General features: G+C 73.2%; 26 protein-coding genes, 1 tRNA gene and 1 pseudogene. 15 read left to right on the top strand and 13 right to left on the bottom strand.

Going from position 1 to position 26,527, the window contains the following annotated elements; translation table 11 throughout:
* Both QP089_RS44545 and QP089_RS44540 read left to right on the top strand, forming a co-directional pair.
* Positions 1 to 394 (top strand): alpha-glucosidase C-terminal domain-containing protein (locus QP089_RS44545; RefSeq protein WP_285920636.1); only part of this gene is annotated, 394 nt, incomplete at its 5' end.
* A 2-nt stretch (positions 395 to 396) separates the two neighbouring features.
* Positions 397 to 1,842 (top strand): maltokinase N-terminal cap-like domain-containing protein, encoded by a 1,446-nt coding sequence (locus QP089_RS44540; RefSeq protein ID WP_285920635.1) that lies wholly within the window; start codon positions 397 to 399, stop codon positions 1,840 to 1,842.
* A 46-nt stretch (positions 1,843 to 1,888) separates the two neighbouring features.
* Here the strand turns inward: QP089_RS44540 and QP089_RS44535 are convergent, their stop codons facing one another.
* Positions 1,889 to 2,647, bottom strand: a complete 759-nt coding sequence (locus tag QP089_RS44535; RefSeq protein ID WP_285920634.1) for a GntR family transcriptional regulator — start codon at positions 2,645 to 2,647, stop codon at positions 1,889 to 1,891.
* A gap of 197 nt (positions 2,648 to 2,844) precedes the next feature.
* Between QP089_RS44535 and QP089_RS44530 the strand changes: the two genes are divergently transcribed.
* The 3 genes from QP089_RS44530 to QP089_RS44520 all read left to right on the top strand — a co-directional run bounded on the left by QP089_RS44530 (position 2,845) and on the right by QP089_RS44520 (position 6,054).
* Entirely contained in the window at positions 2,845 to 3,054 is a 210-nt protein-coding gene (locus tag QP089_RS44530; RefSeq protein ID WP_285920633.1) for a hypothetical protein, read from the top strand.
* Positions 3,055 to 3,409: 355 nt separating this feature from the next.
* Positions 3,410 to 5,641 carry a 1,4-alpha-glucan branching protein GlgB gene (gene glgB, locus QP089_RS44525; RefSeq protein WP_285920631.1) on the top strand — a complete coding sequence of 744 codons (2,232 nt, stop codon included), beginning with the start codon at positions 3,410 to 3,412 and terminating at the stop codon, positions 5,639 to 5,641.
* Between the two features lie 35 nt (positions 5,642 to 5,676).
* On the top strand, positions 5,677 to 6,054 hold the full coding sequence (locus QP089_RS44520) for an ACT domain-containing protein (RefSeq protein WP_285920630.1): 378 nt from the start codon (positions 5,677 to 5,679) through the stop codon (positions 6,052 to 6,054).
* Here QP089_RS44520 and QP089_RS44515 read toward each other — a convergent pair.
* The gene (locus QP089_RS44515) at positions 6,029 to 6,904 is read right to left on the bottom strand and encodes an NUDIX domain-containing protein (protein WP_285920629.1); all 876 of its coding nucleotides are present in this window, start codon (positions 6,902 to 6,904) and stop codon (positions 6,029 to 6,031) included. The genes QP089_RS44520 and QP089_RS44515 overlap by 26 nt on opposite strands.
* Positions 6,905 to 6,995: 91 nt before the next feature.
* Here QP089_RS44515 and QP089_RS44510 point away from each other — a divergent pair, with 91 nt between their 5' ends.
* From QP089_RS44510 to QP089_RS44495, 4 genes are all read left to right on the top strand, one after another.
* Positions 6,996 to 8,531: a serine/threonine-protein kinase gene (locus QP089_RS44510; RefSeq protein WP_285920628.1), complete on the top strand. Its 1,536-nt coding sequence runs from the start codon at positions 6,996 to 6,998 to the stop codon at positions 8,529 to 8,531.
* Between the two features lie 64 nt (positions 8,532 to 8,595).
* Complete coding sequence (locus QP089_RS44505) at positions 8,596 to 9,111, top strand: PaaI family thioesterase (protein ID WP_285920627.1); 516 nt, start codon at positions 8,596 to 8,598, stop codon at positions 9,109 to 9,111.
* A gap of 77 nt (positions 9,112 to 9,188) precedes the next feature.
* Positions 9,189 to 10,892 carry a signal peptide peptidase SppA gene (gene sppA, locus QP089_RS44500; protein ID WP_285920626.1) on the top strand — a complete coding sequence of 568 codons (1,704 nt, stop codon included), beginning with the start codon at positions 9,189 to 9,191 and terminating at the stop codon, positions 10,890 to 10,892.
* Positions 10,877 to 11,368, top strand: a complete 492-nt coding sequence (locus tag QP089_RS44495; RefSeq protein ID WP_285920638.1) for a flavin reductase family protein — start codon at positions 10,877 to 10,879, stop codon at positions 11,366 to 11,368. The genes sppA and QP089_RS44495 overlap by 16 nt, the downstream gene beginning before the upstream one ends.
* Here QP089_RS44495 and QP089_RS44490 read toward each other — a convergent pair.
* From QP089_RS44490 to hutH, 6 genes are read right to left on the bottom strand one after another with little or no spacing between them, the layout of a single operon-like run.
* Entirely contained in the window at positions 11,365 to 11,910 is a 546-nt protein-coding gene (locus QP089_RS44490; protein ID WP_285920625.1) for a ferritin-like domain-containing protein, read from the bottom strand. The two genes, QP089_RS44495 and QP089_RS44490, sit on opposite strands and share 4 nt — an antisense overlap.
* Positions 11,911 to 11,931: 21 nt before the next feature.
* Positions 11,932 to 13,107: an imidazolonepropionase gene (hutI, locus tag QP089_RS44485; protein WP_285920624.1), complete on the bottom strand. Its 1,176-nt coding sequence runs from the start codon at positions 13,105 to 13,107 to the stop codon at positions 11,932 to 11,934.
* Complete coding sequence (locus QP089_RS44480; protein ID WP_285920623.1) at positions 13,104 to 14,459, bottom strand: formimidoylglutamate deiminase; 1,356 nt, start codon at positions 14,457 to 14,459, stop codon at positions 13,104 to 13,106. The genes hutI and QP089_RS44480 overlap by 4 nt, the downstream gene beginning before the upstream one ends.
* Positions 14,460 to 14,469: 10 nt before the next feature.
* Positions 14,470 to 15,669, bottom strand: coding sequence for an allantoate amidohydrolase (locus QP089_RS44475; RefSeq protein ID WP_285920622.1), 1,200 nt, complete (start codon positions 15,667 to 15,669; stop codon positions 14,470 to 14,472).
* Complete coding sequence (gene hutU / locus QP089_RS44470) at positions 15,669 to 17,324, bottom strand: urocanate hydratase (protein WP_285920621.1); 1,656 nt, start codon at positions 17,322 to 17,324, stop codon at positions 15,669 to 15,671. The genes QP089_RS44475 and hutU overlap by 1 nt, the downstream gene beginning before the upstream one ends.
* A gap of 11 nt (positions 17,325 to 17,335) precedes the next feature.
* On the bottom strand, positions 17,336 to 18,880 hold the full coding sequence (gene hutH, locus QP089_RS44465) for a histidine ammonia-lyase (RefSeq protein ID WP_285920620.1): 1,545 nt from the start codon (positions 18,878 to 18,880) through the stop codon (positions 17,336 to 17,338).
* Positions 18,881 to 18,972: 92 nt separating this feature from the next.
* On the opposite strand from hutH, the gene QP089_RS44460 reads away from it, so the two are divergent.
* The 4 genes and pseudogenes from QP089_RS44460 to QP089_RS48980 form a co-directional block, all read left to right on the top strand.
* A complete protein-coding gene (locus tag QP089_RS44460) occupies positions 18,973 to 19,734 on the top strand; it encodes an IclR family transcriptional regulator (RefSeq protein WP_285920619.1) in 762 nt (253 codons plus the stop codon).
* Positions 19,735 to 19,814: 80 nt separating this feature from the next.
* The gene (locus QP089_RS44455; RefSeq protein ID WP_285920618.1) at positions 19,815 to 20,312 is read left to right on the top strand and encodes an FBP domain-containing protein; all 498 of its coding nucleotides are present in this window, start codon (positions 19,815 to 19,817) and stop codon (positions 20,310 to 20,312) included.
* Between the two features lie 349 nt (positions 20,313 to 20,661).
* Positions 20,662 to 20,734, top strand: a tRNA-Leu gene (locus tag QP089_RS44450).
* 15 nt (positions 20,735 to 20,749) lie between these two features.
* Positions 20,750 to 20,878, top strand: a pseudogene (locus tag QP089_RS48980) (DUF397 domain-containing protein); the annotation flags it as partial.
* Between the two features lie 35 nt (positions 20,879 to 20,913).
* Here QP089_RS48980 and QP089_RS44445 read toward each other — a convergent pair.
* The 3 genes from QP089_RS44445 to QP089_RS44435 all read right to left on the bottom strand — a co-directional run bounded on the left by QP089_RS44445 (position 20,914) and on the right by QP089_RS44435 (position 23,025).
* Positions 20,914 to 22,125, bottom strand: coding sequence for a glycosyltransferase (locus tag QP089_RS44445; protein ID WP_285920617.1), 1,212 nt, complete (start codon positions 22,123 to 22,125; stop codon positions 20,914 to 20,916).
* An 88-nt stretch (positions 22,126 to 22,213) separates the two neighbouring features.
* Positions 22,214 to 22,432, bottom strand: a complete 219-nt coding sequence (locus QP089_RS49095) for a hypothetical protein (protein WP_446474142.1) — start codon at positions 22,430 to 22,432, stop codon at positions 22,214 to 22,216.
* A 17-nt stretch (positions 22,433 to 22,449) separates the two neighbouring features.
* Complete coding sequence (locus tag QP089_RS44435) at positions 22,450 to 23,025, bottom strand: dihydrofolate reductase family protein (protein WP_285920616.1); 576 nt, start codon at positions 23,023 to 23,025, stop codon at positions 22,450 to 22,452.
* Between the two features lie 143 nt (positions 23,026 to 23,168).
* Between QP089_RS44435 and QP089_RS44430 the strand changes: the two genes are divergently transcribed.
* Positions 23,169 to 23,702, top strand: a complete 534-nt coding sequence (locus QP089_RS44430; protein ID WP_285920615.1) for a putative immunity protein — start codon at positions 23,169 to 23,171, stop codon at positions 23,700 to 23,702.
* Here QP089_RS44430 and QP089_RS44425 read toward each other — a convergent pair.
* A complete protein-coding gene (locus QP089_RS44425) occupies positions 23,685 to 24,464 on the bottom strand; it encodes an SAM-dependent methyltransferase (RefSeq protein ID WP_285920614.1) in 780 nt (259 codons plus the stop codon). The genes QP089_RS44430 and QP089_RS44425 overlap by 18 nt on opposite strands.
* A gap of 65 nt (positions 24,465 to 24,529) precedes the next feature.
* Here QP089_RS44425 and QP089_RS44420 point away from each other — a divergent pair, with 65 nt between their 5' ends.
* Positions 24,530 to 25,168, top strand: coding sequence for a winged helix-turn-helix transcriptional regulator (locus QP089_RS44420; RefSeq protein WP_285920613.1), 639 nt, complete (start codon positions 24,530 to 24,532; stop codon positions 25,166 to 25,168).
* Between the two features lies 1 nt (position 25,169).
* On the opposite strand, the gene QP089_RS44415 is transcribed toward QP089_RS44420, so the two are convergent.
* Positions 25,170 to 26,456, bottom strand: coding sequence for a CE1 family esterase (locus QP089_RS44415; RefSeq protein ID WP_285920612.1), 1,287 nt, complete (start codon positions 26,454 to 26,456; stop codon positions 25,170 to 25,172).
* Between the last annotated feature and the right edge of the window lie 71 nt (positions 26,457 to 26,527).

The raw sequence follows: 26,527 nt of genomic DNA, 5'->3' as shown, positions 1-26,527 counted from the left end.
CCAGGTCAACAACCCCGGATCCCTCCTGCACTGGACCCGCAAAATGATCGAGATCCGGCAACGCCACCCCGTCTTCGGCGTCGGCTCCTACGTCGAACTCTCCGCCTCCAACCCCTCCGTCCTGGCCTTCACCCGCGAGATCAACGGCGCGGACGCCAACCAGTGGGGCGGCGCGGACACGGTGCTGTGCGTGAACAACCTGTCGCGGTTCCCGCAGCCCGTGGAGCTGGACCTGCGGCGGTTCCGCGGCTCGACGCCGATCGAGTGCATGGGCGGCGTGCAGTTCCCCGCCATCGGCGAACTGCCCTACCTGCTCACCCTCCCCGGCCACGGCTTCTACTGGTTCCTGCTTCCGCCGCCGCCCGATGACCCGGACCGCGAAGGGGTGATGTAGCCGTGGCCGGCGGTCCGGGACGGGCCGGCGACCCGTCCCTGGTCCGGCTGCTCGCCGGCTGGCTGCCCCGGCAGCGCTGGTTCGGCGGCAAGGACAGCCCGATCGAGGAGCTGTCCATCGGCACCGCCACCGAGCTGCAGACCGGCGACCCGGGCCTGCACCACCTGGTCCTCGACGTCCGCCAGCACGGCGTCACCGAGCACTACCAGCTGCTCCTCGGCGTCCGCCGCGAGCTGCCCGAGCGGCTGCGGTCGCACGAGATCGGCCTGCTGTCCGGAACGACAGGGATCACCGGGCACGCCTACGACGCCGCCCACGACCCCGAGCTGACCCGCCCGCTGCTCGCCCACATGGCGGGCGAGTCGGTCATCGGGCCGCTGCGGTTCCACCGCGCGCCCGGCACCGGCGTCCGCACCGACCTGGACGGCACGCCGTCCACCGCCGAGCAGAGCAACACCTCGCTGGTCTTCGGCGACGCGTACATGTGCAAGCTGTTCCGCCGGCTCTCCCCCGGCGTGAACCCCGACCTGGAGGTCAACCTCGCGCTGACCCGCGCCGGCTGCGAGCACGTCCCGGCCGTGCACGGCTGGATCGAGCTGGCGCCCGGCGGGGACGGCGGGGACGGCGAGCCCATCACGCTGGCGCTGCTGTCGGAGTTCCTGCGCAGCGCCACCGACGGCTGGCAGCTGGCGCTCACCAGCGTGCGCGACTGGTTCGCCCAGCCCGTCCCGCCCGGCCCGCCGGTGGCGTTCACGGCGGACGACGCGGGCGAGGCGGGCGGCGACTTCGCCGCCGAGGCCGAGCGGCTCGGCGCCGCGACCGCGCAGGTGCACCGCGACCTCGGCCGCGCGTTCGGGGTGACGACCGCGCCGCCCGAGCGGCTGCGCGAGCTGGTCGCCGGGATGCACGACCAGCTCGACGCGGTCGCCGCCGCCGTCCCGGAGCTGCGCCCGCACGCGCCCGCGATCCGTGCGGTGTTCGACGAGGTGGCCGCGTCGGCCGGGGAGCTGCCGTTCCAGCGGGTGCACGGCGACTACCACCTCGGCCAGGTGCTGCGCACCGACACCGGTTGGGTGCTGCTGGACTTCGAGGGCGAGCCGGCCCGCCCGGCCGCCGAGCGGCGCGCGCCCGCGCATCCGCTGCGCGACGTCGCCGGGATGCTGCGCTCGTTCGAGTACGCGGCGCGGTTCCTGCTCATCGCGGACGCCGGCCTCGCGCCCGAGGCGGCGGAGGTGCTGGAGCTGCGCGCCCGCGCGTGGGCGGAGCGCAACCGGGCCGCGTTCTGCGCCGGGTACGCGGCGGCGGGCGGCCCCGATCCGGCCGCGCACGCGGCGCTGGTGCGGGCGTTCGAGTTCGACAAGGCGGTCTACGAGATCCGCTACGAGGCGCGCAACCGGCCGTCGTGGCTACCGGTGCCGCTGCGTTCGCTGGAGCACCTCGCCGGCTGAGCCCGCCGGCGCCGCCGCGCCTGGCGGGCGGGCGGCGCCGGGGGCGTCACAGGTCGATGGCGTAGTCCAGGACGACGCGGTCGGCGGGCAGCACGATGTCGCGGCAGACCTCCATGACCGAGGCGCGCGACAGCATCCGGCGGGTGATGGCGATGACGGGCACGCCGCCGCCCATCCGCAGCGCCTCGGCCTCCTCCGGGGTCGGCATGCGGGAGCGGACCGACTCCTCGACGCGGGTCGGCGGGTGGCCGAGATAGGCCAGCTGCGCGACCGTGCCGCCGGGCCACGGCTCGCGCTCGGGGTCGGCGACCGGGGTGCCGCCGACCAGCGCCCAGGGCAGGTAGTTGACGGAGATCTGCTGCGGCTCGCCGCGGGCGTAGAACACGAACCGGCGGCGCAGCAGCTCGGTGCCGGTCGGCAGCTCGAACAGCGCGCCGAGGTCGTCGTCGGCGCGCACCCGCGTGAACTCCCTGTCGAGCCGGTAGTCCTGCCAGCCGATCTTCTGGTCGCGGGTGAAGGTGGTCTCCGGCACCGCGAGCGGCCTGGTCACCGCGCGGTAGCGCTCCATCGCGACCCGGCGGGCCGGCGGCACGACCCGGACCACGGTGCCGCCGCCGCGGCGCGTCTCGACGAGCCCCTCGGTGCGCAGCAGCGCGACGGCCTGGCGCACGACGATCTCCGAGACGCCGTGCTCGGCGCACAGCTCCGCCATGGTCGGCAGCCGGGTTCCCGGCGGAAGGCCGCCGTCCCGGATCCCCTCTCGCAGCGTGTCGGCGATGCGCAGGTAGGCGGGACGGTCCGGCACCGGCGTCACCTCCCCTTCGTTCAGGCGCGCCCCCGGTCATTCGACGCGGTGTTCGATTTCGCCCCCTCCTCTCCGTCACTCATACCTAGCCGGCTGCTATCCGCGGGGGCACGGTCCGCTTACGGACAGCTTGACACCTCTCAGACCGAGTAAGACTTTTGTATACAGAAGAGCGCCTCAGGGAAAGGACGACCTTGATGGGCGACTTCGAGGATCTGAAGACGGCCATCGAGGGCGAGTTTCCGGGCTGGCAGGTCTGGCGCAGCGACGCGGGCCGCTGGTACGCCACCCGGAGCGGCGATCTGACCGACGCCCAGCTGCAGGCGGGATGCGCGATGACGGTGGCCGCGGACGATCCCGCGGGGCTGCGCGAGCTCCTCCGGGAGCAGCCGAGCGGGGACGCGTGAGGCCGCCGCGATGAGGCGCCGCGGGGAGCGGCGCGGCCCGGTCCGCGGGCGGGGGCGGACCGGGCCGGGACGTTCCGGTACGGAAGGTACCTGTGTCGCTGAGGTGACACAGGAATGGATCCCAGGGCGGCGGGGTCACCGTCACCCCTGGGGCGAGGTAGACGTGACCGCATGGGCGGCACATTCGGCGCGACCCCCGACGAAGAGTCGTGCCGCCCGTGCGGTCGCAAATCCGCCTCCGCCGACCATGTGAGTCCGGCCGATCTCCGGGCACTCCTACTGGGAAACGGCATCAGTGTTGATTCCGGAGGCCGCCCCCGGCCCCCGAGACCCCAGACGAGGAGGCCATGACGACATGGCACGGGTGACGCGCGCGGAGATCGACCGGCTCGTCGGAGGCGATCACCACGATCCGCACGGCGTCCTCGGGGCGCATCCGGGCCGCGACGGGGTGACCGTCCGGGCGCTGCGGCCGCTCGCGGAGAAGGTCGAGGTCGTGCTCCCGAACGGGGACCGGCACCCCCTGCGCCACTTCCACCAGGGCGTGTTCGCCGGGACGCTGCCGAAGTCGGCGTCGCTGTCCGGCGGTGACAAGGGGAAGGCGCCCCTCGCCGTCCCCGACTACCGGCTGGCCGTGACCTACGCGGACGGCGTCGAGACCGTGCAGGACGACCCGTACCGGCATCTGCCGACGCTCGGCGAGCTCGACCTGCACCTGATCAGCGAGGGCCGGCACGAGGAGCTGTGGCGCGCCCTGGGGGCGCGCGTGCGGACCTACGCGTCGGCGTTCGGCCCGGTGTCCGGGACGGGTTTCGCCGTGTGGGCGCCGACGGCGCGCGGCGTACGCGTGGTGGGCGACTTCAACCACTGGGACGGCCGCGCGCATCCGATGCGGTCGCTCGGGGCCACGGGCGTGTGGGAGGTGTTCCTCCCCGGCGTCGGCGACGGCATGCGCTACAAGTTCGAGATCCTCGGCGCGGACGGCCAGTGGCGCGCCAAGGCCGACCCGATGGCGCAGTACACCGAGCTTCCCCCGGCGACGGCGTCGCGCATCTACACCTCGTCCTACGAGTGGGACGACACCGAATGGATGGACGGCCGCAAGGAGCACGAGTGGCTGCACGAGCCCATGAGCGTGTACGAGGTGCACCTCGGCTCGTGGCGCCCCGGGCTCGGCTATAGGGAACTCGCCGAGGAACTGACCGCGTACATCAAGGACATGGGGTTCACCCATGTGGAGTTCCTGCCGGTGGCGGAACATCCCTACGGCCCGTCCTGGGGCTACCAGGTGACGTCCTACTACGCGCCGACGTCCCGCTTCGGTACCCCGGACGACTTCCGTTACCTCGTCGACAAGCTGCACCAGGCCGGTATCGGCGTCATCATCGACTGGGTGCCGGCGCACTTCCCCAAGGACGAGTGGGCGCTGGCGCGCTTCGACGGCACCGCGCTGTACGAGCACGAGGATCCCAAGCGGGGCGAGCATCCCGACTGGGGCACGCTGGTGTTCAACTTCGGGCGCGCCGAGGTCCGCAACTTCCTGGTGGCCAACGCCTCGTTCTGGCTGGAGGAGTTCCACGTCGACGGCCTGCGCGTGGACGCGGTGGCGTCGATGCTCTACCTGGACTACTCGCGCAACGAGGGCGAGTGGACGCCCAACATCTACGGCGGGCGCGAGAACCTGGAGGCCATCTCGTTCCTCCAGGAGATGAACGCGACGGTCTACAAGCGCAACCCCGGCGTCCTCACCGTCGCCGAGGAGTCGACGGCCTGGCCGGGCGTGTCCCGCCCGACCCATCTCGGCGGCCTCGGCTTCGGCTTCAAATGGAACATGGGCTGGATGCACGACACGCTCGAGTACCTCCGCCACGAGCCGGTGTTCCGCAACTACCACCACAACGAGATCACGTTCTCGCTGGTGTACGCGTTCTCGGAGAACTACGTCCTGCCGCTGTCGCATGACGAGGTCGTCCACGGCAAGGGCTCGCTGCTGAGCAAGATGCCGGGCGACACCTGGCAGCAGTTCGCCGGGCTGCGCACCCTGCTCGCCTACATGTGGTCGCATCCGGGCAAGCAGCTGCTGTTCATGGGCCAGGAGTTCGGCCAGGGCGCCGAATGGGCGGAGCAGCGCCCGCTCGACTGGTGGCTGCTGGAGAACGCCGCCGAGGGCGCCCTGCACGTCGGGCTGCAGAAACTCGTCCGCGACATCAACCACGCCTACCGCGCCGAGCCCGCGCTGTGGTCGCGCGACAGCGACCACGACGGATTCCGCTGGATCGACGGCAACGACGCGGTCGGCAACACGCTGTCCTATCTGCGCTACGGGAAGTCCAAGGACGGTGACGAACAGCCCGTGATGGCGTGCGTCGTCAACTTCGCCGGCAACCCGCACGAGAACTACCGGATCGGGCTGCCCCGGGAGGGCCGCTGGCGCGAGGTCGTCAACACCGACGCCTACGAGTACGGCGGCAGCGGTGTGGGGAACCTGGGAAGCGTCGAGGCGACCGCCGAACCGTGGCACGGGCTGCCCGCCTCGGCGACGCTGCGCGTGCCGCCGCTCGGGGCCGTCTGGCTCGTCCCCGAGTGACGCTCCATCGGCGCCGCCCTGAATAGGGTGGCGCCATGAGCGCCGCGCAGCACCTGCACATCGTCCCGTCCGAGTTCATGGTGGAGCACCTGCCGAACGCGACGTTCCCCGAGGACGACGAGTGGATCGCCCTGGTCCGCGCCCCCGAGGGCCTCACCGTCGTGCGGGAGGCGTCGCCGTTCGCCGAGGCGGAGCGCTGGGTCGGCTTCTACGGCGACGCGGGCCACGGCCTCGACCTGCCCGGCATGCTCGCGGCGGTCGTCGGCCCGCTCGCCGGCGCCGGGGTGCCGGTGTTCGTCGCGTCCACCTACCACGCCGACCTGGTCCTGGTCCCCGACCACCGGCTGAAGGACGCGACGCAGGCGCTGCGCGACGCCGGCCACCGGGTCAGCGACTCGCGAGCCGGTCGGTGAGCCAGCGGGGGCCGGTGACGTGCGCGCCGGCCTCCTCGCAGCGGGCGCGCAGCTCCCGGTCGGCGGTCACGACCAGGTACTCGGTGTCGGGCTCGGGCCGCCGGACGATCTCCACGATGTGATCGTCGCCGCTGCCGGGCGCCGCGACCACCCGCAGGCCGTCCATGCCGTCCACGGGCTCGTCCGCGACCCGCCGCGCCGCGCCCTCGACGACCAGCACGACCTCCGGGAAGCAGCGGTCGAACGCGACGAGGCCGGGCGGCAGGCCGCGCACGCCCTCGTCGAGGGCCTTCAGCGAGTCGCGGAGCCGGGCGTTCGCGCCCGCCCGGTCCTTCCACCAGCCGTCCGGCCGGGACCCGACGACGTTCGCGCCGTCCACGACCAGGACCAGGCCCTTCATCGTCTCCCGCAGCAGCGGCCACGACCGTTCGAACGGCGCGAACAGCTTGCGGTCGTCCACCTCCTCCAGGCGGACCCACTCGGCGCGGCGCGTCTCCCGCGACGCGGGCTTCACCGCGACCTTCTCGTCCAGGGCCCCGATCACGGAGGTGAACGCCCAGCCGCCGTGGTCCTCGACCCGGGTACCGCGCACGCGCACGAGCCCGGTGTCGAGCGTGCACTCCTCGGCGGTCTCCCGCAGCGCGCCCGTCACGCCGTCCTCATGGCTGTGCGTCGCGCCGCCGAACATCCCCCACGTGCCGCCGCCGAGACCCCACCAGGCGCGCTGCTGGAGCAGGACCCACATCTGGCCGTCCGCGTCGCGGTGGTAGGCCAGCAGGCCCGCCGCGCCGAACCGCCCCCAGTGCGTGTGGCCCTGGTCGCACTCGGCCCAGCCGTCCCCATCGCCCATGAGCCGACGATATCCGCTCGGTGACCGAAGTACGGTGGTGTCGTCGTTCGGGGGGCCGACGCTGGTGCACCATGCCCGGAGGAACCCGAAGATGCCCGCTCTGCCCCTCGCTCCCGACGATCCCCGCGAGATCGGCCGCTACCGGCTGACCGGACGGCTCGGCGAGGGCGGCCAGGGCGTCGTCTATCTCGGCGAGGCACCGTCCGGCGAGCGCGTCGCGGTGAAGGTCCTGAAGAACGCCGACGAGCGGGCCCGCGCCCGGTTCGCCCGGGAGATGGCCGCGGCACGGCAGGTCGCGGCGTTCGCCACCGCCGCCGTGCTCGACTCCTCCGCCGAGGGCCCGCTCCCCTACGTCGTCAGCGAGTTCGTCGACGGGCCGTCGCTGCAGCAGCGCGTCGCCGACGGCGGCCCGCTGCGCGGCGGCGACCTCCAGCGACTGGCGGTGAACACCGCGACCGCGCTGGCCGCCATCCACGCCGCCGGGATCGTGCACCGCGACCTCAAGCCCGCGAACGTGCTGCTCGGCCCGGACGGCCCGCGCGTCGTCGACTTCGGGATCGCCCGCGCGATCGACGCCGAGACCCGCACGCAGATGGTCGGCACCCCCGCCTACTTCGCGCCCGAATGGCTGCGCGACCATCCGCCGACGGTGAAGTCGGACGTGTTCGCCTGGGCGGGCACCATGGTGTTCGCGGCGACCGGGCATCCGCCGTTCGGCCGCGCGGCGACGCCGCAGGCCGCGATGCACCGGATCGCCACCGCCGAACCCGACCTCGGCGGGGTGCCCGATGCGCTGCGCCCGGTGCTCGCCGCGTGCCTCGCCAAGGACCCGGACCTCCGCCCGACCGCCCGCGATCTCGCGATGCGGCTCATCGATCCGTCGTCGCCTCCGGCGCCGCTGTCGCGGCGGGACGTCACCCAGCCGCAGGCGTTCCCGGGGCCGCCCGTCCCGGTGCCGCCTCCGCCGGGCCCGCACCCGGGCGGCGGTGCGTCCGGGCCGTCCACGAACCCGCTCCCGCCGCGCGACCCCACGCAGCCGCATCCGCCGCTGCCCGATCCGCCGCGGCCCGGCCCGCAGGAGCACCGCAGGCGCGTCCGCTTCATCGAGGCGGCCGTCGCCGCCATCCTCGTCGTGACGTGCGTGACCGCCTTCGTCCTGCTGAACCGGGACGGTGATTCGCCGTCATCGGACAACGGGTCGTCCCCCGGCGGCCACGGCACCTCCTCCGCGACGTCCCCGCAGCCGGCGACCTCGTCGCCGTCCGGGACGTCGCCGGCCAGCAGCGGCGGGTCGCTGCCGGCGGCGTTCGGCGGGACGTGGGAGGGCACGCTGACGCAGACGGGCGGCATCACCATCGGCGACGTCAGCACGAAGGTGACGGTGCACCTGACCGGCGGGAGCGACGGCGGCACGGCCGACTACGACCGGTGGGGCTGCCAGACCCGGCTGACGGTCTCCGACGTGTCCGGCTCGAAGGTCGATTTCGACGAGACGGCGATCCGCAGCACCGGGAGCGAGGGGTTCTGCACGGGCGGGCCGGTGTCGCTGAAGCAGGTGTCCGGCGGGCTCGAGTACACCTCGACGGGCATCGGGACGACGTCGGGAACGCTGCACAAGACGGGCTGAGGCGCCCGGTGACGAAGGGCACAGTGCCGGGGCGCCGCCGCGCCGAATACCATTCGGTGTCTGGATGCCCATGATCAGGGAGGACGAGTTGAGCGTCGACGCGGAGCCGGCGGCGGCCCGGGACACGGCCCGGATGTGGGACACGCTGACGGGCGCCGAGCTGATCCAGGCGATGGCCGACGGACACTTCCCGCAGATCTCCGACATCAACGACCACATCGGGCAGGTCATCACGTCCGCCGAACCCGGACGCGTCGACATCGCCTGGACGCCCACCGAGAAGCTGTGCAACCCCGGCGGCACCGTCCACGGCGGATACAACGCCATGATCCTCGACAACGCGGTCTGCCTCGCGGGCAGCAGCACCTGCGAGCACTTCATGCCGATGCTCACGCTCAACCTGAACGTCGACTACCTGCGCGGCGTCCGCGCCGGCGAGACCTACACCGTCGCCGGGACGTGCGTGCACCCCGGCAGCACCCGGATGGTCGCCAACGCGGTCATCAGCGACGCGCAGGGCCGCCCCGTCGCGCAGGCGTCCGCCAGCGTCCTGCCGAACAGGGCCTTCGCGCGCCGCTAGCCTCGTCCTCGCGGTGGAGAGCACACCGGCCCCGGGGCGTACGAGGGCCCCGCGAACGAACGCATAGGCTGGGGGCCATGGTGGATCCCGGAACCGTCGTCAACGTCATCAAGCAGGCCCGGGACCGGCGGACGGCACCGCTGATCCTGGAGCTGGACCTCACCGAGGGCATCGTGGAGACCGCGCCCGCGGACCCCGTCTCGGCGATCCTGTCGATGCGCCGGACGAGCCTGCGCGACGTCCTGGACGGCCTGCGCCGCGCCCGCTCCGACCACCGGGTGAAGGCACTGGTGGTGAAGGTCACCGGCGGCGTCGGGCTGGCGCTCGCGCAGGAGCTGCGCGAGGCCGTCCAGGCGCTGCGGGACGCCGGCAAGCTCACCGTCGCCTGGGCGGAGACGTTCGGCGAGGGCGGGCACGGCACCGTCCCGTTCTACCTGGCCACCGGCTTCGACAAGGTGTACCTGCAGCCGACCGGCGAGGTCGGGCTGACCGGCGTCGCGCTGGAGGAGCCGTTCTTCGCGGGCGCGCTGGAGAAGGCGGGCGTGCAGCCCCGGTTCGCCAAGCGCTACGAGTACAAGACCATGGCGAACACGTTCATGGAGAAGACGTACACCCCCGAGCACGAGGAGTCGTCGCAGCGGCTCGTCACCTCCCTCGGCGAGCAGATCACCGCGGGCATCGCCGCCGCCCGCGACCTGCCCGAGGACAAGGTCCGCGACCTCACGAACCGCGGCCCGCTGCTCGCCGGCGAGGCCCTGGAGGAGGGCCTGGTCGACCACCTCGGCTACCGCGACGAGGTGTACGCCTTCCTGCGCAAGGAGTTCGGCGAGCAGGCGCAGCTGCGCTACGTCTCCCGCTACAACCGCACGCACGGCCTCACCCGCCGCATCCCGCAGCCCGGCCGCCAGGACGTGGTCGCGCTGATCAACGGGCAGGGCCCGATCCGGCTCGGCCGCAGCGGCCGCGGCGGCCCGCTGCCGAACTCGGGCCCGGCGATGGGCTCCGACACCGTCGGCGCCGCGTTCCGCGCCGCCGTGAAGGACGACCGGGTCAAGGCGATCGTGTTCCGCGTCAACAGCCCGGGCGGGTCCGCCGTGGCGTCCGACGCGATCTGGCGCGAGGTGGTGCTGGCCCGCCGCGCCGGCAAGCCGGTGGTCGTGTCGATGGGGAACGTCGCCGCGTCCGGCGGCTACTACGTGGCGATGGGCGCGGACACGATCGTCGCGCAGCCCGGCACCATCACCGGTTCGATCGGCGTCGTCGTCGGCAAGGCCGTGGTGAACGACCTGCTGGACCGGATCGGCATCGGCCTCGGCTCGGTCGCCGACGGCGAGCACGCCCGCATGTTCAGCGCCACCAAGGACTTCAGCGACTCCGAGTGGGAGCGGATCAACGCCTCCCTCGACAAGATCTACGACGACTTCACCGCGAAGGTCGCCGAGGGCCGCGACCTGTCCCGCGAGCGCGTCCACGAGCTGGCCCGGGGCCGGGTCTGGACGGGCGCCGACGCGAGGGACAACGGCCTCGTCGACGAGCTGGGCGGCATCGACACGGCGCTCGACCTGGCCCGCAAGAAGGCCGGGCTGGCCTCCGACGCGCCGGTCCGCTCCTACCCGCACGCGTCGCCGCTGGAGCGGCTGCGGCCGCCGGAGTCCAGCGAGGACCGGACCGCCGCGTCCGCGCGCTTCGACGGCTGGGGCTCGCTCGGCGGGCTCGCCGCCCGCCTCGGCCTCCCTTCCGCCGGCCCGCTCACCCTCCCCGGCACCTGGGAGATCCGCTGAGCACAGATTTCGTTGAGGCGGTCGCGGGGTTCGCCACCGGGGTCGTCGTGCTGACCGTCCGGGACGGCCGCGACGACCTCGGCACGACGGTGACCTCGTTCATGTCGGTGTCGCTGGAGCCGCCGATGGTGCTGGCCGGGGTGGCGTCGTCGTCCTACCTGGCGGAGGTGCTGTCGCGCGCCGACCGGTGGGCCGCGACGGTCCTCGCCGCGGGCCAGCGGGCCCTCGCCGGCCGGTTCGCCGCCGAGGGCCGCCCGGGCGCCCGCATCCTGCTGGCGAGCGAGCCCCACCACCGCGGCGAGGTCTCCGGCGCGCTGATCCCCGAATCGGGCGTCACCGCCCTCGAATGCGAGACCCGCCAGCGCGTCGAGGCCGGTGACCACACCCTCTTCGTCGCCGAAGTCCTGTCCACGGACTACGTCGCGAGCGACCGCACGCCCCTGGTCAGGGTCAACCGCCGCTACCTGCCCGGCTAGCGCTTCTCGGCCTGCGGCAGGCGTTCGAGCATGCCGCGCAGGTCGTCGGCGTGTTCCTCCTCCTGCGCGAGGATCTGCTCGAAGACGCGCTTGGTGGTGGGGTCGCCGTCGCCGAGCCACTGGATGATCTCGGTGTAGGACGCGACCGCGATGCGCTCGGCGACCAGATCCTCCTTGATCATCGCGACGAGGTCGCGGCTGTCGTCGTACTCGGCGTGCGAGCGGGTGGTGAGGGTGTCGGGGGCGAAGTCGGGCTCGCCGCCGAGCTGGACGATCCGCTCGGCGAGCATGTCGGCGTGCTGCTGCTCCTCGGCGGCGTGCTGGAGGAACTCGCCGGCGACGGCCTCGGCGTGGATGCCGGTCGCGGTGTAGTAGTGCCGCTTGTAGCGCAGCGTGCAGACGATCTCGGTGGCGAGCGCCTCGTTGCACACCTGGATCACCCGCGTGACGTCGGCGCCGTACGCCTCGGTGATCGGGCCCTTGTCGATCTCCTGGCGGGCGCGCTCGCGCAGGGTCTTGATGTCCGTCAGGAACTCGGCCATTCCGTTGCCTCCCGGGGTCGGTTACTCGGGAGCACCTACCCGGTGGCCGTGTTTCCATACGGCGAATGTCTGCGGAACGCCGGGACGGTAGGCGAGGTGGACGTGGGACGGGGCGTCCAGCACGTGGACGTCCGCGCGGGCGCCGGCGGCGAGGCGTCCGACGTCGGTGCGGCGCAGGGCGCGGGCGCCGCCGGCGGTCGCGGCCCAGACGGCTTCGGCCGGGGTCATGCGCATGTCGCGGACGGCCACGGCGATGCAGAACGCCATGCTGGAGCTGTAGCAGGAGCCGGGGTTGCAGTCGGTGGCGAGGGCGACGGCGGCGCCGGCGTCCAGGAGGCGGCGGGCGTCCGGGTAGGGCTGGCGGGTGGAGAACTCCACGCCGGGCAGCAGCGTCGCGACGGTGCGGGACGAGGCGAGCGCGTCCACGTCCTCGTCGCTGAGGAACGTGCAGTGGTCGGCGGACGCGGCGTCCAGTTCCACGGCGAGCCGGACGCCGGGGCCTTCGGTGAGCTGGTTGGCGTGCAGGCGGGGCGTCAGCCCGGACTTGATCCCCGCCTGCAGCACCTCGCGGGCCTGGTCGGCGTCGAACGCGCCCCGCTCGCAGAACACGTCGATCCAGCGGGCGTGGGGCGCGCAGGCGGCGAGCATGTCGGTCGCGGCCAGGCGAGTGTAGGCGGCGGTGTCGTCGCCGTATTCGGACGGGACGACATGGGCGCCCAGGTACGTCACCTCGTCCGCGATCTCGGCGGCGATGCGGACGGCGCGTTCCTCCTGGTCGACCGTGAGGCCGTAGCCGGACTTGCACTCGACGGTGGTCGTGCCCTGCCGCGCCATCTCGTCCACCAGGCGGCGGAGGTTGGCGCGCAGCTCGTCGTCGGACGCGGCGCGGGTGCGTTCCACGGTGGTGCGGATGCCGCCGGCGGCGTACGGGCGCCCGCTCATCCGGGCGGCGAACTCCTCGGCGCGTTCACCGGCGAAGACGAGGTGGGCGTGGGAGTCCACGAAGCCGGGGAGGACGGCCCGTCCGGCGGCGTCGAACGCCTCGTCGGCGGCGGGGGCCTCGGCGGCGGGCCCCGTCCACGCGACGGCGCCGTCCTCGATCACCAGCGCCGCGTCCCGGACGATGCCGAGCGGCCCGCCGCCCCGGGCGGGGTCGTTGGTGACCAGTTCCCCGATGTTCGTGATGACGGTGCTCAACCGGTCTCCTCGCGGGTGGCGGACTCGATGGCGGCGGCCAGCGCGGCGGGCACGTCGCCGACCAGCAGGTGGCGGCCGTCGTGCACGATCTGCCGGCCGGACACGACGACGTGCCGGACGTCGGCGGCGGTGGCGGCGAAGACGGCGGCCTCGGCGGCGTGCGCGGGCCCGGCGCCGGCGGTGCGGACCGAGTCGAGCGCGACCGTGACGAGGTCGCAGTACGCGCCGGGTTCCAGGCGCCCCGCCTCCGGCCAGCCGAGCGCGTAGTGCCCGGCGGAGGTGGCGGCGGCGAGCAGCTCGCCGGCGGTCCAGTGGCCGCGGACGCGGGTGCGCAGCCGCTCGTCCAGCTCGACGGCGCGGGCCTCCTCGAACAGGTCGACGACCGCGTGCTGGTCGGAGCCGAGGCAGATCGGGGCGCCGGCGCCGCAGAGGGCGCGGGCGGGGCCGATGCCGTCGGCGAGGTCGCGTTCGGTGGTCGGGCACATGCACACGCCGGTCGTGGTGGCGCCGAGGAGCCCGATGTCGTCGCCGGTGAGGTGGGTGGCGTGGACGGCGGTGGTAAGCGGGCCGAGCGCGCCGGCCTCGGCGAGCAGCCGCGCGGGCGTCATGCCGTAGGCGTCGAGGCACGCGGTGTTCTCGGCGGGCTGCTCGGACAGGTGGACGTGCAGCGGCGCGCGGTGCTCCTTGGCCCAGGACGCGACGGCCCGCACCTGCTCGCGGGGCACGGCGCGGACCGAGTGGATCGCGGCGCCGACGCGGGCGTGCAGCCGGCCCGCCTTGTCGGTCTGCTCGTGGAGGCTGTCGACGCGCCGCGCCCAGTTGCCGGCGGTGCCGTCGCCGAACCGCAGTTGCGGGCCCTTGAGCGGCTGCCCGATGCCGCCGGTGAGGTAGCAGGCGTCCAGCAGCGTGATCCGGATGCCGGCGTCGGCGGCGGCCGCGATCAGCGCCTCGCCCATCGCGTTCGGGTCGTCGTAGGGTTCGCCGCCGGGTCGGTGGTGCAGGTAGTGGAACTCGCCGACGCAGCTGATCCCGGCGAGCGCCATCTCGGCGAACACGGCCCTGGCCAGGGCCCGGTAGGAGTCGGGGTCGAGACGGTCGGCGACCTGGTACATCTGCTCGCGCCACGTCCAGAAGGTGCCCCGGTTCTCCTGGACGCGGGAGCGGAGGGCGCGGTGGAACGCGTGCGAGTGCGCGTTCGCGAGGCCCGGCAGGGTCAGGCCGGGCAGGTGCCGGGCGTCCGGCGGGGCCGGGACGCCGCGCGTCAGGCTCGTGATCCGTTCGCCGTCGGCCTCGATGAGGACGTCGGCCGCCACCCCGTCTCCGAGCCAGGCGAACTGGGCATGCCATTGCATGTCGGGATCCCTACCCGCGGGCCAGGTCGTCCAGTACCGCCGCGAGGGCGTCCACCCCGGCCAGGCAGTCGGCGGTCTCGGCGTGCTCGGCGGGCGCGTGCGACACCCCGGTCGGGTTGCGGACGAACAGCATCGCGGCCGGCACCCGGGCCGACAGGACGCCCGCGTCGTGCCCCGCGCCGGTCGGCAGGACGGGCGCGCCGCCGAGCGTCGTGACGACCCGGTCGCGCAGGGCGCGGTTGAAGTCGACGATCTCGGTGTAGGACTCCTCGGCGTGTTCGACCGTCACCCCGTGGAGGCGGGCGGCCTCGCGCGCCGCCGCGCCGACCTCGTCCACGGTCGTGCGGACGGCGTCGTCGGCGGGCCCGCGCGCGTCGAGCCAGGCGGTGACGGACGAGGCGATCGCGTTCACCCCGCCCGGGACGACCCGGACCTTCCCGACCGTCGCCACCGTCCCGTTGCGTCCGGCGGCGTCGCGGGCGGCGAGGACCATCCCGGCGAACGGGATCATCGGGTCGCGGCGGTCGGCGAGCGCGGTCGTCCCGGCGTGGTTGCCCTCGCCCGCGAACCCGAATCGCCACCGCCCATGCGGCACGATCGAACTGGCGACACCGACCGGCTCGCGGAGCGCCCGCCCCTGCTCGACGTGCAGCTCGATGTAGCAGCCGACGCGTCCGAGCAGATCCTCGTCCGGCCCGATCGCCTCCGGATCGAGCCCAGCACCGTGCAGAACCTCGGCGAACGTCCGCCCGTCACCGTCGGTGAGCCCCCGCGCCCGCGCCGGGTCGATCGCACCGGCGAGCAGCCGCGACCCCAGGCACGCCACTCCGAACCGGGCGCCCTCCTCCTCGGCGAACGCCGCGATCCCGATGGGCCGCCGCAGGACGGCACCGCGCTCCCGCAGCTGATCGACGGCGGCGAACGCCGACACGATCCCGAGCGGCCCGTCGAACGCGCCGCCGCCGGGCACCGAGTCGAGGTGGCTGCCCGTCAGCACCGCTTGGTCTCGCGTGCCGTCGCCGGGATACCACCAGGCGATCATGTTGCCGTTGCGGTCGTGCTCCAGCGGCATGCCGCGCCGTCGCGCCTCGTCGGCGAACCAGGCGCGGCACTCCAGCTCCGGCGGCGTCCACGCGAACCGGTGATACCCACCGGTATCCGCATCGCGCCCGGCGGGCAGCAGCTCCGCCCACATCTCCTCGAAGCTCATCAGCCCTGCATCGGGATGCGGACGCCGCGCTCGGCGGCGACCTCGGCGGCGCGGTCGTATCCGGCGTCGACGTGGCGCATCACGCCGGTGCCGGGGTCGTTGGTCAGGACGCGCTGGAGCTTCTCGCCCGCGAGGGCCGTCCCGTCGGCGACGCACACCTGCCCGGCGTGGATCGAGCGGCCGATGCCGACGCCGCCGCCGTGGTGGACGGACACCCAGGTCGCGCCGGACGAGGTGTTGAGCATGGCGTTCAGCAGCGGCCAGTCGGCGATGGCGTCGGAGCCGTCCTTCATGCCCTCGGTCTCCCGGTACGGGCTGGCGACGGAACCGCAGTCGAGGTGATCGCGGCCCAGCACGATCGGCGCGCTGATCTCACCGCGCGCGACGAGGTCGTTGAAGACCTCGCCGGCCTTGTCGCGCTCGCCGTAGCCGAGCCAGCAGATCCGCGACGGCAGGCCCTGGAAGTGCACCTTCTCCTGCGCCATCCGGATCCACCGGGTCAGCGGCTCGTTGTCGGGGAACAGGTCGAGGATCGCCTGGTCGGTGCGCGCGATGTCCTTGGGGTCGCCGGACAGCGCCGCCCACCGGAACGGGCCCTTGCCCTCGCAGAACAGCGGCCGGATGTAGGCCGGGACGAACCCGGGGAACTCGAACGCCCGCTCGTACCCGGCGAGCTGCGCCTCGCCGCGGATCGAGTTGCCGTAGTCGAAGACCTCGGCGCCCGCGTCCTGGAACCCGACCATCGCCTCGACGTGCTTGGCCATCGAGGTGCGGGCCTTGGCGATGAAGCCGTCGCGGTCCTTGTCGCGCTCGGCGGCCATGTCGTCGAACGCGACGCCGCTCGGCAGGTACATCAGCGGGTCGTGCGCGCTGGTCTGGTCGGTGACGATGTCGATCGGCGCGCCGCGTCGCAGCAGCTCGGGGACGAGGTCGGCGGCGTTCCCCAGCACCGCGATCGACAGCGGCCGCCGCGCGGCCCTGGCCTCCTCGGCGAGGCGGAGCGCGTCGTCCAGGGAGTCGGCCTTCACGTCGCAGTACCGGTGCTCGACGCGCCGCTCGATGCGGGACGGGTCGCACTCGATGCAGATCGCGACGCCGCCGTTCATCGTGACGGCGAGCGGCTGCGCGCCGCCCATCCCGCCGAGCCCGGCGGTCAGCGTGATCGTCCCGGCGAGCGACCCGTCGAACCGCTTCTCGGCGACGGCCGCGAACGTCTCGTAGGTGCCCTGCAGGATGCCCTGGGTGCCGATGTAGATCCACGACCCGGCGGTCATCTGGCCGAACATCGTCAGGCCGAGCGATTCCAGCCGGCGGAACTCCTCCCAGGTCGCCCACTGCGGCACCAGGTTGGAGTTGGCGATCAGCACGCGCGGCGCCCACTCGTGCGTCCGGAAGATCCCGACCGGCTTGCCCGACTGGACGAGCAGCGTCTCGTCGCCCTCCAGGTCCGACAGCGAGCGGACGATGCCGTCGAAGGCGTCCCAGCTGCGGGCGGCCCGTCCCGACCCGCCGTAGACGACGAGGTCGTCGGGGTGCTCGGCCACCTCCGGGTCGAGGTTGTTCTGGATCATCCGGAGGGCGGCCTCCTGCGGCCAGCCCTTGGCGGCGGTGAGCTTCGTGCCGCGCGGCGCGCGGACGGGACGGGGACCGGACATGTGCGGGCTCCTTAGGAGAGGGGGCCGGTGACGGATTCGGCGGCGGCGACGAGCGAACCGTCCCGGACCATGGCGGTCGCGGCGGCGATCTCGGGCGCGAGGTAGCGGTCCGGGCCGGGCGGCGGGACGGCCTCCCGCAGCTTCGCGACGACGGCGGCGGTCGCGGGCCCCGGACGCAGCGGGCTGCGCAGGTCGAGCGCCCGCGCGGCGGTGAGGATCTCGATCGCGATCACCTGCGTCAGGCCGTCGACGGCGCGGCGCAGCTTGCGGGCGGAGTTCCAGCCCATCGACACGTGGTCCTCCTGCATCGCCGAGCTCGGGATGGAGTCGGCGGACGCGGGGGCGGCGAGCCGCTTCAGCTCGGAGACGATCGCGGCCTGCGTGTACTGGGCGATCATGTGCCCGGAGTCGACGCCGGGGTCGTCGGCGAGGAACGCGGGCAGCCCGGACGAGCGGCCCTTGTCGAGCATCCGGTCGGTGCGCCGCTCCGACATCGACGCGACGTCGGCGGTGGGGATGGCGAGGAAGTCCAGCACGTAGGCGATGGGCGCGCCGTGGAAGTTGCCGTTGGACTCGACGCGGCCGTCCGGCAGCACCACCGGGTTGTCGACGGCGGACGCCAGCTCCCGGCCCGCGACCAGCTCGGCGTGGGCGAGGGTGTCGCGGGCGGCGCCGTTGACCTGCGGGGAGCAGCGCAGCGAGTAGGCGTCCTGGACGCGGGTGCAGTCGGGCCCGCGGTGCGACTCCATGATCTCGGAGTCGGCGAGCAGCGCCCGCAGGTTGGCCGCCGAGGCGGCCTGGCCCGGATGCGGCCGCAGGTCCTGAAGGTCGGCGGCGAACACCCGGTCGGTGCCGAGCAGCGCCTCGACGCTCATGGCGGCGGCCACGTCGGCGGCGGTCAGCAGCCTGTGCAGGTCCCGGATGGCCAGGACGAGCATGCCGAGCATGCCGTCGGTGCCGTTCAGGAGGGCGAGCCCCTCCTTGGCGCCGAGCTCGACCGGGGCGATGCCGTGCTCGGCGAGCACCTCGGCCGCCGGGCGCAGCTCACCGGCCGCGTCCCGCACCTGGCCCTCGCCGATCAGCGCGAGCGCGACGTGCGCGAGCGGCGCGAGGTCGCCGGAGCAGCCGAGGCTGCCGTGCTCGAACACCTGCGGGGTGATCCCGGCGTTGAGCAGGCCGGCGAGCGTGCGCGCGGTGACCGGCTGCACGCCCGTCCGCCCGGTGGCGAGGGTGTGCAGGCGCAGCAGCATCAGCGCCCGGACGACCTCCCGCTCGACCTCCGCGCCGGACCCGGCGGCGTGCGACCGGACGATGTTGAGCTGGAGCCGCGCCCGCATCTCCGGCGGGATGTGCCGGGTCGCGAGGGCGCCGAACCCCGTCGAGACCCCGTAGACGGGCAGCGGGCGCGACGACAGCTCCTCGATGTGCGCCCGCGACCCGCCGATCAGCTTCAGCGCCTCGTCCGTCAGCGAGACCGCCGCGCCGTCCCGCGCCACCGCCACGACCTGATCGAACGACAGCGGATCCGGACCGACCCGAACGCTCGTGTCTCCCATGACGAAACCCATACCCACGATTCCACCCGCCCGCGGACGCCGCGGGCAGGGCCGGGCGGCCGGATCCGTCTCAGATACGAGACAATGCGAGGATGAGCCAGGTCCCCGCCGCCCGCCGCGCCCTGGCGGTGCTGCGCCTGCTGGCCGCCGCGCCCGGCCCGCTGCCCGCCTCGGCGATCGCCCGCGCCCTCGACCTGCCCCGCTCCAGCACCTACCACCTGCTCACGGCGATGGCCGAGGACGGATTCGTCACCTCCATCCCCGAGGAGCGCCGCTGGGGCCTCGGCGTCGCCGCCTTCGAGATCGGCTCGGCCTACCTGCGCCACGAGCCCCTCGAACGCCTCGCCCGGCCCCTGCTGCGCCGCCTCGTCGACCGCGTCGGCGAGATCGCCCAGCTCGGCGTCCTGCACGGCGCGGAGACCCTCTACCTGCTCAAGGAGCAGCCGCCCCGGCACGCCACCCTGGTCACCGACGTCGGCGTCCGGATGCCCGCGCACCTGACCGCCAGCGGCCTGTCCCTGCTGGCGCACCTGCCTGCGGCCCAGGTGAGGGCCCTGTTCCCCGGCCGCTTCGTGAACCGGACCGGGCACGGCCCCGCCTCGCTCCCCGACCTGCGCAGCGTCCTCGCCGAGGACGCCCGGCGCGGCTGGTCGTCCGAGGACGGCTACATCACCGAGGACTTCGCCAGCATCGCCGCGTGCGCCTTCGACCACACCGGCCACCCGACCGCCGCCGTCACCATCACCTTCCGCCGCGACCGCCACCCGCCCGAGACCTGGCCCGCGCTCGCCGCCCCCATCCGGCGGACGGCCGGCACCCTCACCACCCGCCTCACCGGCCGCCCGCCCTCCTGATCCCCGCCCTGCCGGTGATAGCACTCCCTAGGAAGATTAACTATTTGCCTAATAGCTCTAGGGAACCTAGCGTGGCGGGCATGGAACCCCTGACCGAACGCGACATCCGCACGTCCTTCGTCAACTGCTCCAAGGGCGAGGCCAAGCGGCTCGGCCTGCCCCGCGACCTCGCGGACCAGCCCTGGGACGATCTCGACTTCCTCGGCTGGCGGGATCCGGGGGCGCCCGAGCGGGCGTACCTGGTCGCCGAGCGCGACGGCCGCCTCGTCGGGATCGCGCTGCGCGGGTCGTCCGGCACGTTCCGCGGCTTCACCTCCCGCAGCATGTGCTCGCTGTGCCTGACGACGCACTCCAGCGGCGGCGTCGCCCTGATGACCGCGCGGCGGACGGGCGAGGCCGGGCGCCAGGGCAACACCGTCGGCCAGTACTTCTGCGCCGACCTCGCCTGCCCGCTCTACCTGCGCGGCAAGAAGCAGGCGGCGGTGGGCGGGGACCTCGAGGAGTCCCTCACCGTCGCGGAGAAGATCGCCCGCACCCGGGTCAACCTCGACGCCTTCCTCGACAAGGTGAGCGCCTGACCCCGTGGCCCGAACCGGCCTCGCCGCCCTTTGTCCCGCAAGGGAAATATGCGGAAATCGGGGGCGCGCTGCGGCACTATGGTTTCCATGCTCGGACGGGGAATCCGAAGAATACGGGACCATGACCACGGTCGGCCATTGCCCGGTCACAAGACGCAGCCATGTTCGGATGGCCGCGTGCCGGGCCGCCCGGCCAATAAGGCCGGGAATGGTCACTCGACATATCCGCGGAGGGGCTGCGGGGGCCGGTGGCGCGATGCGGCACCCGGTGCGCGGCCGGGGCTCCGGTGAGCGGGGCGGCCCGCACCCGCCCGGCCGGCCTGTATTCCGGCCGGTGACACCACCGCCCGCCTCCGTAGCCCAACGGTAGAGGCAAACTCCTTAAAAGAGTCGCAGTGTCGGTTCGAATCCGACCGGAGGCACACCGGCTCGCCGCAATGCCCGATGATCCCGCCGCTTTCCCACCGGGAATGGCGAAGCCCGGAAGGACCGGCGTCCGCGGCAGCCGGCAACACGGCGCAGGCCCGATCCTCGACTTCACGGCACCGGAGTGGAGCGCCTTCATCCGAGCCGTCCGCTCCAGGAGCTTTAGACGGATCACCTATGACGTAGGCCCGGCCGTACCGGCGAGGGTGAGCAGGTGGTCGGCAGCGGTCAGGGTACCGTCGGGGCTGATCGTCGGCGCGAGGGCACGCGCGGTCGGCGCGGCGTCCAGCGCTCGGCCGAGAGCGTCGCGCAGGCTGTCGGCGGGCGGGAGGGAGGCACCCAGCCCAAGGTGACGAACTCGCTCCGCGTGATAGTGCTGGTCGAACATCTGAGGCAGGAGCAGCTGCGGCGTCCCGGCCCTGGCGGCGACGGTGGTCGTCCCGGCGCCGCCGTGATGGACGACGGCCGCCACCCGGGGGAAGAGCGCCTGCTGGTTGACCTCGCCGATCGACAGGCAGTCGGACGCGTCGGCGAAGACGGCCAGGTCCGCCCAGCCGCGCGAGATCACGACGCGCCGGCCAAGGGCGCGGGCCGCGTCGAGCATCGTCGCGGCGATGCCCTCCGGGGCGCGCATGCTGCCGAGCCCGAAGTAGACCGGCGGCTCGCCCGCGGCGAGGAACGCCTCCAGTTCGGGGTCCAGCGGGCGGATGTCGTCGAGCAGCCAGGCGCCGGTCTGCAGGACGTCCGGGCCGGGCGGCCCGGGCCAGGGCGCGAGAACCGCGTCGGCCGCGAGCCACGGACGGTCGGTGAACAAATGGGAGCGCACGTCGGTGACGGGCTTGAGGCCGAGCCGTTCGCGCTGGTCGTTCAGCGGGACCCGCCACAGGGCGTTCCAGCGCTGCCGGTCCTCGGCCCAGAGCCTTGCGGCGTCGACCGGCCCGTCGGCGCGGCTCTGCCCGAGCATGCCGAACACCGGCGGCGCGTGATGCGGGGACGGCAGCGTGATCGGCGCGAACGCCGCGTACACGTACGGCACGCCCAGCGCCTCGGCGACCGAACGGGCCGCGATCGCCAGCGCTCCCCCGCCGACCACGGCGTCGCACCCGTCCGCCGCCGCCCGGACGGCCCTGAACTGGTCCGCGACCGTCCCCTCGATCATCCGCCGGCGTTCCTGCGGTGTCGGCACCGTCCCTGCGTCGGCCTTGGCCGTCCCCCTCAACTCCGGCCCCACCGGCACGTAGGCCACCCCGAGCGACTCCGCCAAGGCCCGAAAGTCCGGCGGCGCGCACACCACCGCATCGTGCCCCAGCCCGCGCAGTCGCACCGCCAGCGCGATCACCGGCTGGGCCTCCCCGCGCGAGCCGACCGTCGACAGTAGAACCCGCATGCCAATCCCCCTCCCGCGCCCCGGCTCTCGGTGCGCGAGCAGCGATTCTGCACGCCGACCCGGCTCTTGCCGCAAGCCCCCATCCGCGCTAGACAATGAAGTGGCAGGAGCGGTTCGCGTCGGTGGGACCGGTCGCCAACATCAGCCAGCCGAACGTGCGTTCCACCATCCAGCGCCGCGGTAGCGGCACGAATCCTTTGATGGCGGGGTCGCGGCGGACGGGCTCCAGGCCGATGCCCAGGGTGGCCGCAGGGTCGATCGCCTTGGTGCGGTAGGCGCTGTCGGCCCACGCCCTGGTGCAGCACACCCGACGGCTTGGTCGGGTCAGGGGTGGCGGGTCGGGCGATAGGTCAGTACCTGGGTGTGGTCGTCGAAGGTCTGGGCGTTGAGCAGTTCGAGGTCGAAGTCGTCGGCGCCGTCGAAGATTCGGTCCACGCCGGTCTTGCCGGAGATGACGGGGAAGACCGTCACCTCGATGGTGTCGATCAGGCCGGCGTTCAGCAGCGTCCGGTTGAGCGTCAGGCTGCCGTGGGAGCGCAGCGGCACGTCGGATTCGGCCTTGAGGCGGGTGACCACTTCGACGGGGTCGCCGGACTCGATGGTGGTGTCCGGCCAGTCGAGCGGCTCGGTGAGCCGGCTGGAGAGCACGGTGACCGGGGAGTCGAACATGCGCGTGATCCACTCGTCGAACAGGCTCCGGTCAAAGCCTGCGGCGAGGAACGGCGCGTTGGACGAGTAGGTCTTGGCCCCCAGCACCATGCGCAGCGGGTCGCGGTAGGCGGCGGCGCGGTGCGCGAGGAATTCGGGGCCCTGCTTGCCCCAGTAGCCGCCCCAGTCGCCGTTGTGGTTGGCGAAGCCGTCGAGGGTGGAGAAGATGTCGAAGGTGTAGGTGGCAGCCATGGTGTCTCCTTGCGGGACGTTCGTCGCGCCGCGTCTTGCGGCCTCACCCTTGCTACGAACACCCCCGCCCCGATCCGACACGCCTCCCGGATTTCCTTCGGAACTTTCCGGGCTCGTCGGATCTGAGTGGGAGGGTTGGGATCATGGCGGCCGGGGACTTCGAGTTGACCGTGGACGAGTTGCGGGTCGTGGCGCGGTATGCGGTGGAGAGCGCTCAGGAAGTCCTTCCGGTGTTCGAGGAGGCCGTTCCCGCTGATCCGCGGCCGCGTGCGGCTGTTGAGGCCGCTTGGGAGTTCGTGAACGGTGCGAGGCGGAGCAGGTTGCAGCGGGTCACCTCGCTGGACGCGCACCGGGCCGCGAAGGAGGCGGGCACCGAGGCCGCGCGGTTGGCTGCGCGTGCGGCCGGTGATGCCGCGGCCGCCGCGTACCTGCATCCGATCGCGAAGGCCACGCAGGTGGGTCACATCCTGCGCGCGGCCGCGGCCGCGGCGCGTGTGGCCGAGTTGCTAGCGGGCGACGATCACGAAGCCGGAGACCAGAGCATCGAGGAGAGTCGGCGGCGTGCCACGCCGGTTCTGGTCGATGTCCTGAGCCGGTATCCGGCCGCGCCGCAGGTCAAGGGCCGCGTTGCGCAGCTCATGAGCGCCCTGGACGCCTCCCTACGCACGTCCCGTTGACGAGCCGTTCCGCGTGAAGGTGCCTCGCCAGATTTCTAGGGTGCCGTCGGTGAGCGCGGTGGCGTAGTTGATGACGCGGGTGTAGCCGTCGTGCAGGAGCATCGGCAGCGCCGGGCCGGCGGGCGGGCCGTCGGCGAAGGTCTTGGCGATCCAGGCTTGGACCCAGGGTGTTTCGTCGGTCCATTCGGTGGTGGTGAAGCCGGCCTGCTCGATCGAGTCGTGCAGTGCGTCGGCGGTGACGACGAAGCTGTCGGTGCCGTCGAGCGACCAGGGCATCGGCCAGGACAGGTCCCGCGAGCCGCAGGCCTCCCAGACGGCCAGGCGTGCGCCGGGGGCGAGGCAGCGGGCGATGTGGGAGAACCAGGCCGTCTTGTCGTCGATGTTCATCTGGACGTGCATGGTGATCGCCGCTTGGAAGGGCGGGTCAGGGGCGAAGTCGGCGATGTCGCCGACCTGGAATCGGACGAGGTCGTCCAGTCCGGATCCGGCGGTCAGGTTACGGGCGGCGGTGACGTAGGCCGGGGTGATGTCGAGGCCGGTGACGTGGTTGCCGGTGCGGCGGGCGATCTGGCGGGCCGGGCCGCCGAATCCCGAGCCGACGTCCAGGACGGTGTCGCCCTCGGTGAGCGCGAGGCCGCCGATGAGCAGGTCGACCGCGTCGGCGCCGCCGATGTGGAACTGGTCGAGGTCGCCCAGGTCGCCGGGATGCTCGCGCAGGAGGCGGTGGATCGTCCGGTCGACGCCGGTCTCGTCGTAGGTCATTCCGGCAGTTTAGTTTTTCAACTTGATGGTTTCTATAGTAAATCGCACTGCGTTACGCTCGGCGGGTGCGAAGCTATGGCCAGTACTGCTCGATCGCCCGGGCCCTCGACGTCGTGGGCGACCGCTGGACGCTGCTGATCGTCCGAGAGCTGCTCCTGCGGGGTCCGTGCCGGTTCACGGATCTGAAGAACGGGCTGCCCGGCGTCGCGACCAACCTCCTGTCGACCCGCCTGAAGGAGCTCGAGGAGGCCGGGCTGATCAGCCGCGAGGACGCCCCTCCGCCCGTCGCGACCGTCCTCTACGCCCTGACCGACGACGGTCTGGCGCTGGAGCCGGTGCTGAAGGCGCTCGGGCTGTGGGGGCTGCGGCTCATGGACGCCGAACGCCCGGACGACGCGTTCCAGGCGCGCTGGCTCGCCTACGCTCCCGCCTGGTTCGCCACCGACGCCGACCCCGATGCTCCTCCGGCGGTCGTCCAGCTCATCGCGTCCGGCGAAGAGGCCGTCATCGAGATCGGCGGAGGAGAGGTCCGGGCCCGCGCCGGACGCGCCGCCGATCCCGATCTCGTCCTGGACGGGCCGCCCCGCGCCGTCCTGGGCCTGCTCACCGGCGTGATCGGCATCGACGCCGCCACCGGGATCGGGCTGACCGCCCGGGGCCGCCGCGACGTGCTCGCCCGGCTGCGGCCCGTCGACGGCGGCTGATTCAGGAGAGGCGGAAGCGGGAGACGAAGTCCCAGATGACGGCGTTGGCGTCGATGTCCTGGGTGGTGCCGCCGAGCAGCGGCCCGAGATAGGGCGTGCCGCCGGGCCAGTTATGGCCGCCGCCCTTGATCTGGTAGAGGATCACCGGGGCGCCGGCGGGGCAGCCGTTGTAGTCGTGCCTGGTGACGGTGGTGCCGTCGTCGGGGTGCGTGTCGGGCAGGTCGGTGTCGGTCGTGGTGGCCGCGCAGCCGTTGTTGCGGGCCCAGAAGGGCGCGGCGGCCGTCGCGGTGGCGTACGGGACGATCGGGTCGGCGTCGCCGTGGATCATCAGCATGGGGACGGCGCGGCCGGGATGGCAGGCGGCCTGGTCCTCCAGCTGGCCGGATACCGGCGCGTAGGCGGCGAACCGCGTGTTCTCGCAGGCCAGCTTGCTGGTGAAGAACCCGCCGTTGCTCATGCCGGAGGCGTAGAGGCGGCGCGGGTCGGCGTTGAAGCGCTTGACCAGGACGTCCTGGAGCGCGGACACGAAGCCCGGGTCGTCGACGTCGGCGCCCGGCTGGCCGCCGGCGACGCCCTGCCATCCGGTGCCGTAGTGCTCCGGCGTGATCATGATGAAGCCGCGGGTCTTGGCGTAGTCGGCCATGCGCCCGTAGAACTCGGCGAACAGCGGCGTCTCGAACAGTCCCGGGAAGTGGAACAGGGCCGGAAGGGGCGTGCCGTCGTAGCCGTCGGGAAGCCGGAGGATCGCCACCCGCTTCTGCCCCGCGTGGACGAGGTGGATCGCGTGGTCGCCCGGGTCGGGGTGGCGGTCCTGGACGGTGAAGCCGACCGTCCGGGTGCTCGTCCGGCCGTCGGCCTTCACGGTCCCCTGCCCCTGCCAGGTCACCGTGCCGTCCGTGGGCGTCTGCACGCCGCTGATGACGGTCGCGGAGATCTGCACTCCGGCGTCGTCGAGGCTGAAGGTCCCCGACAGGCCCGCGAGCGTGCGCGTCAGCCCGAACCGGACGGTCGCCGTCCCGCCCTCCGCGCCGCGCAGCCTCCCCTGCCCCTGCACCTTGTTGGTGTTGTAGTCGGGCGTGGCCTCGGTGACGGTGATCCCGCCGGAGCGCAGGTCGCCGTCGAGCCGGTAGGCGGGTGCGCCGTCCACGGTGACGGTGACGCGGTCCGGGCTCAGCGCGTCGGCCCGCGCGGACGGCGGCGACGCGACCGCCGGTACCGCCAGGGCGGTGCAGGTCAGCGCCACTGCGGCGACCGAACGCCGCCGGGCGGTGAGGGGAAGCGGGTGCATGGCCGTCCTTCCTGCGGGCGTCCCCCTGCGCCACGGCGTGCCGCCGGGCCCGCGGCCCGGCCGTCCTAGGC

Origin of the sequence: Actinomadura opuntiae (assembly GCF_030283205.1) — a bacterium.
Lineage (GTDB): Bacteria > Actinomycetota > Actinomycetes > Streptosporangiales > Streptosporangiaceae > Spirillospora.
Note: the sequence above shows the minus strand (reverse complement) of the source record. Positions and strands in the feature narration are given on the sequence as shown.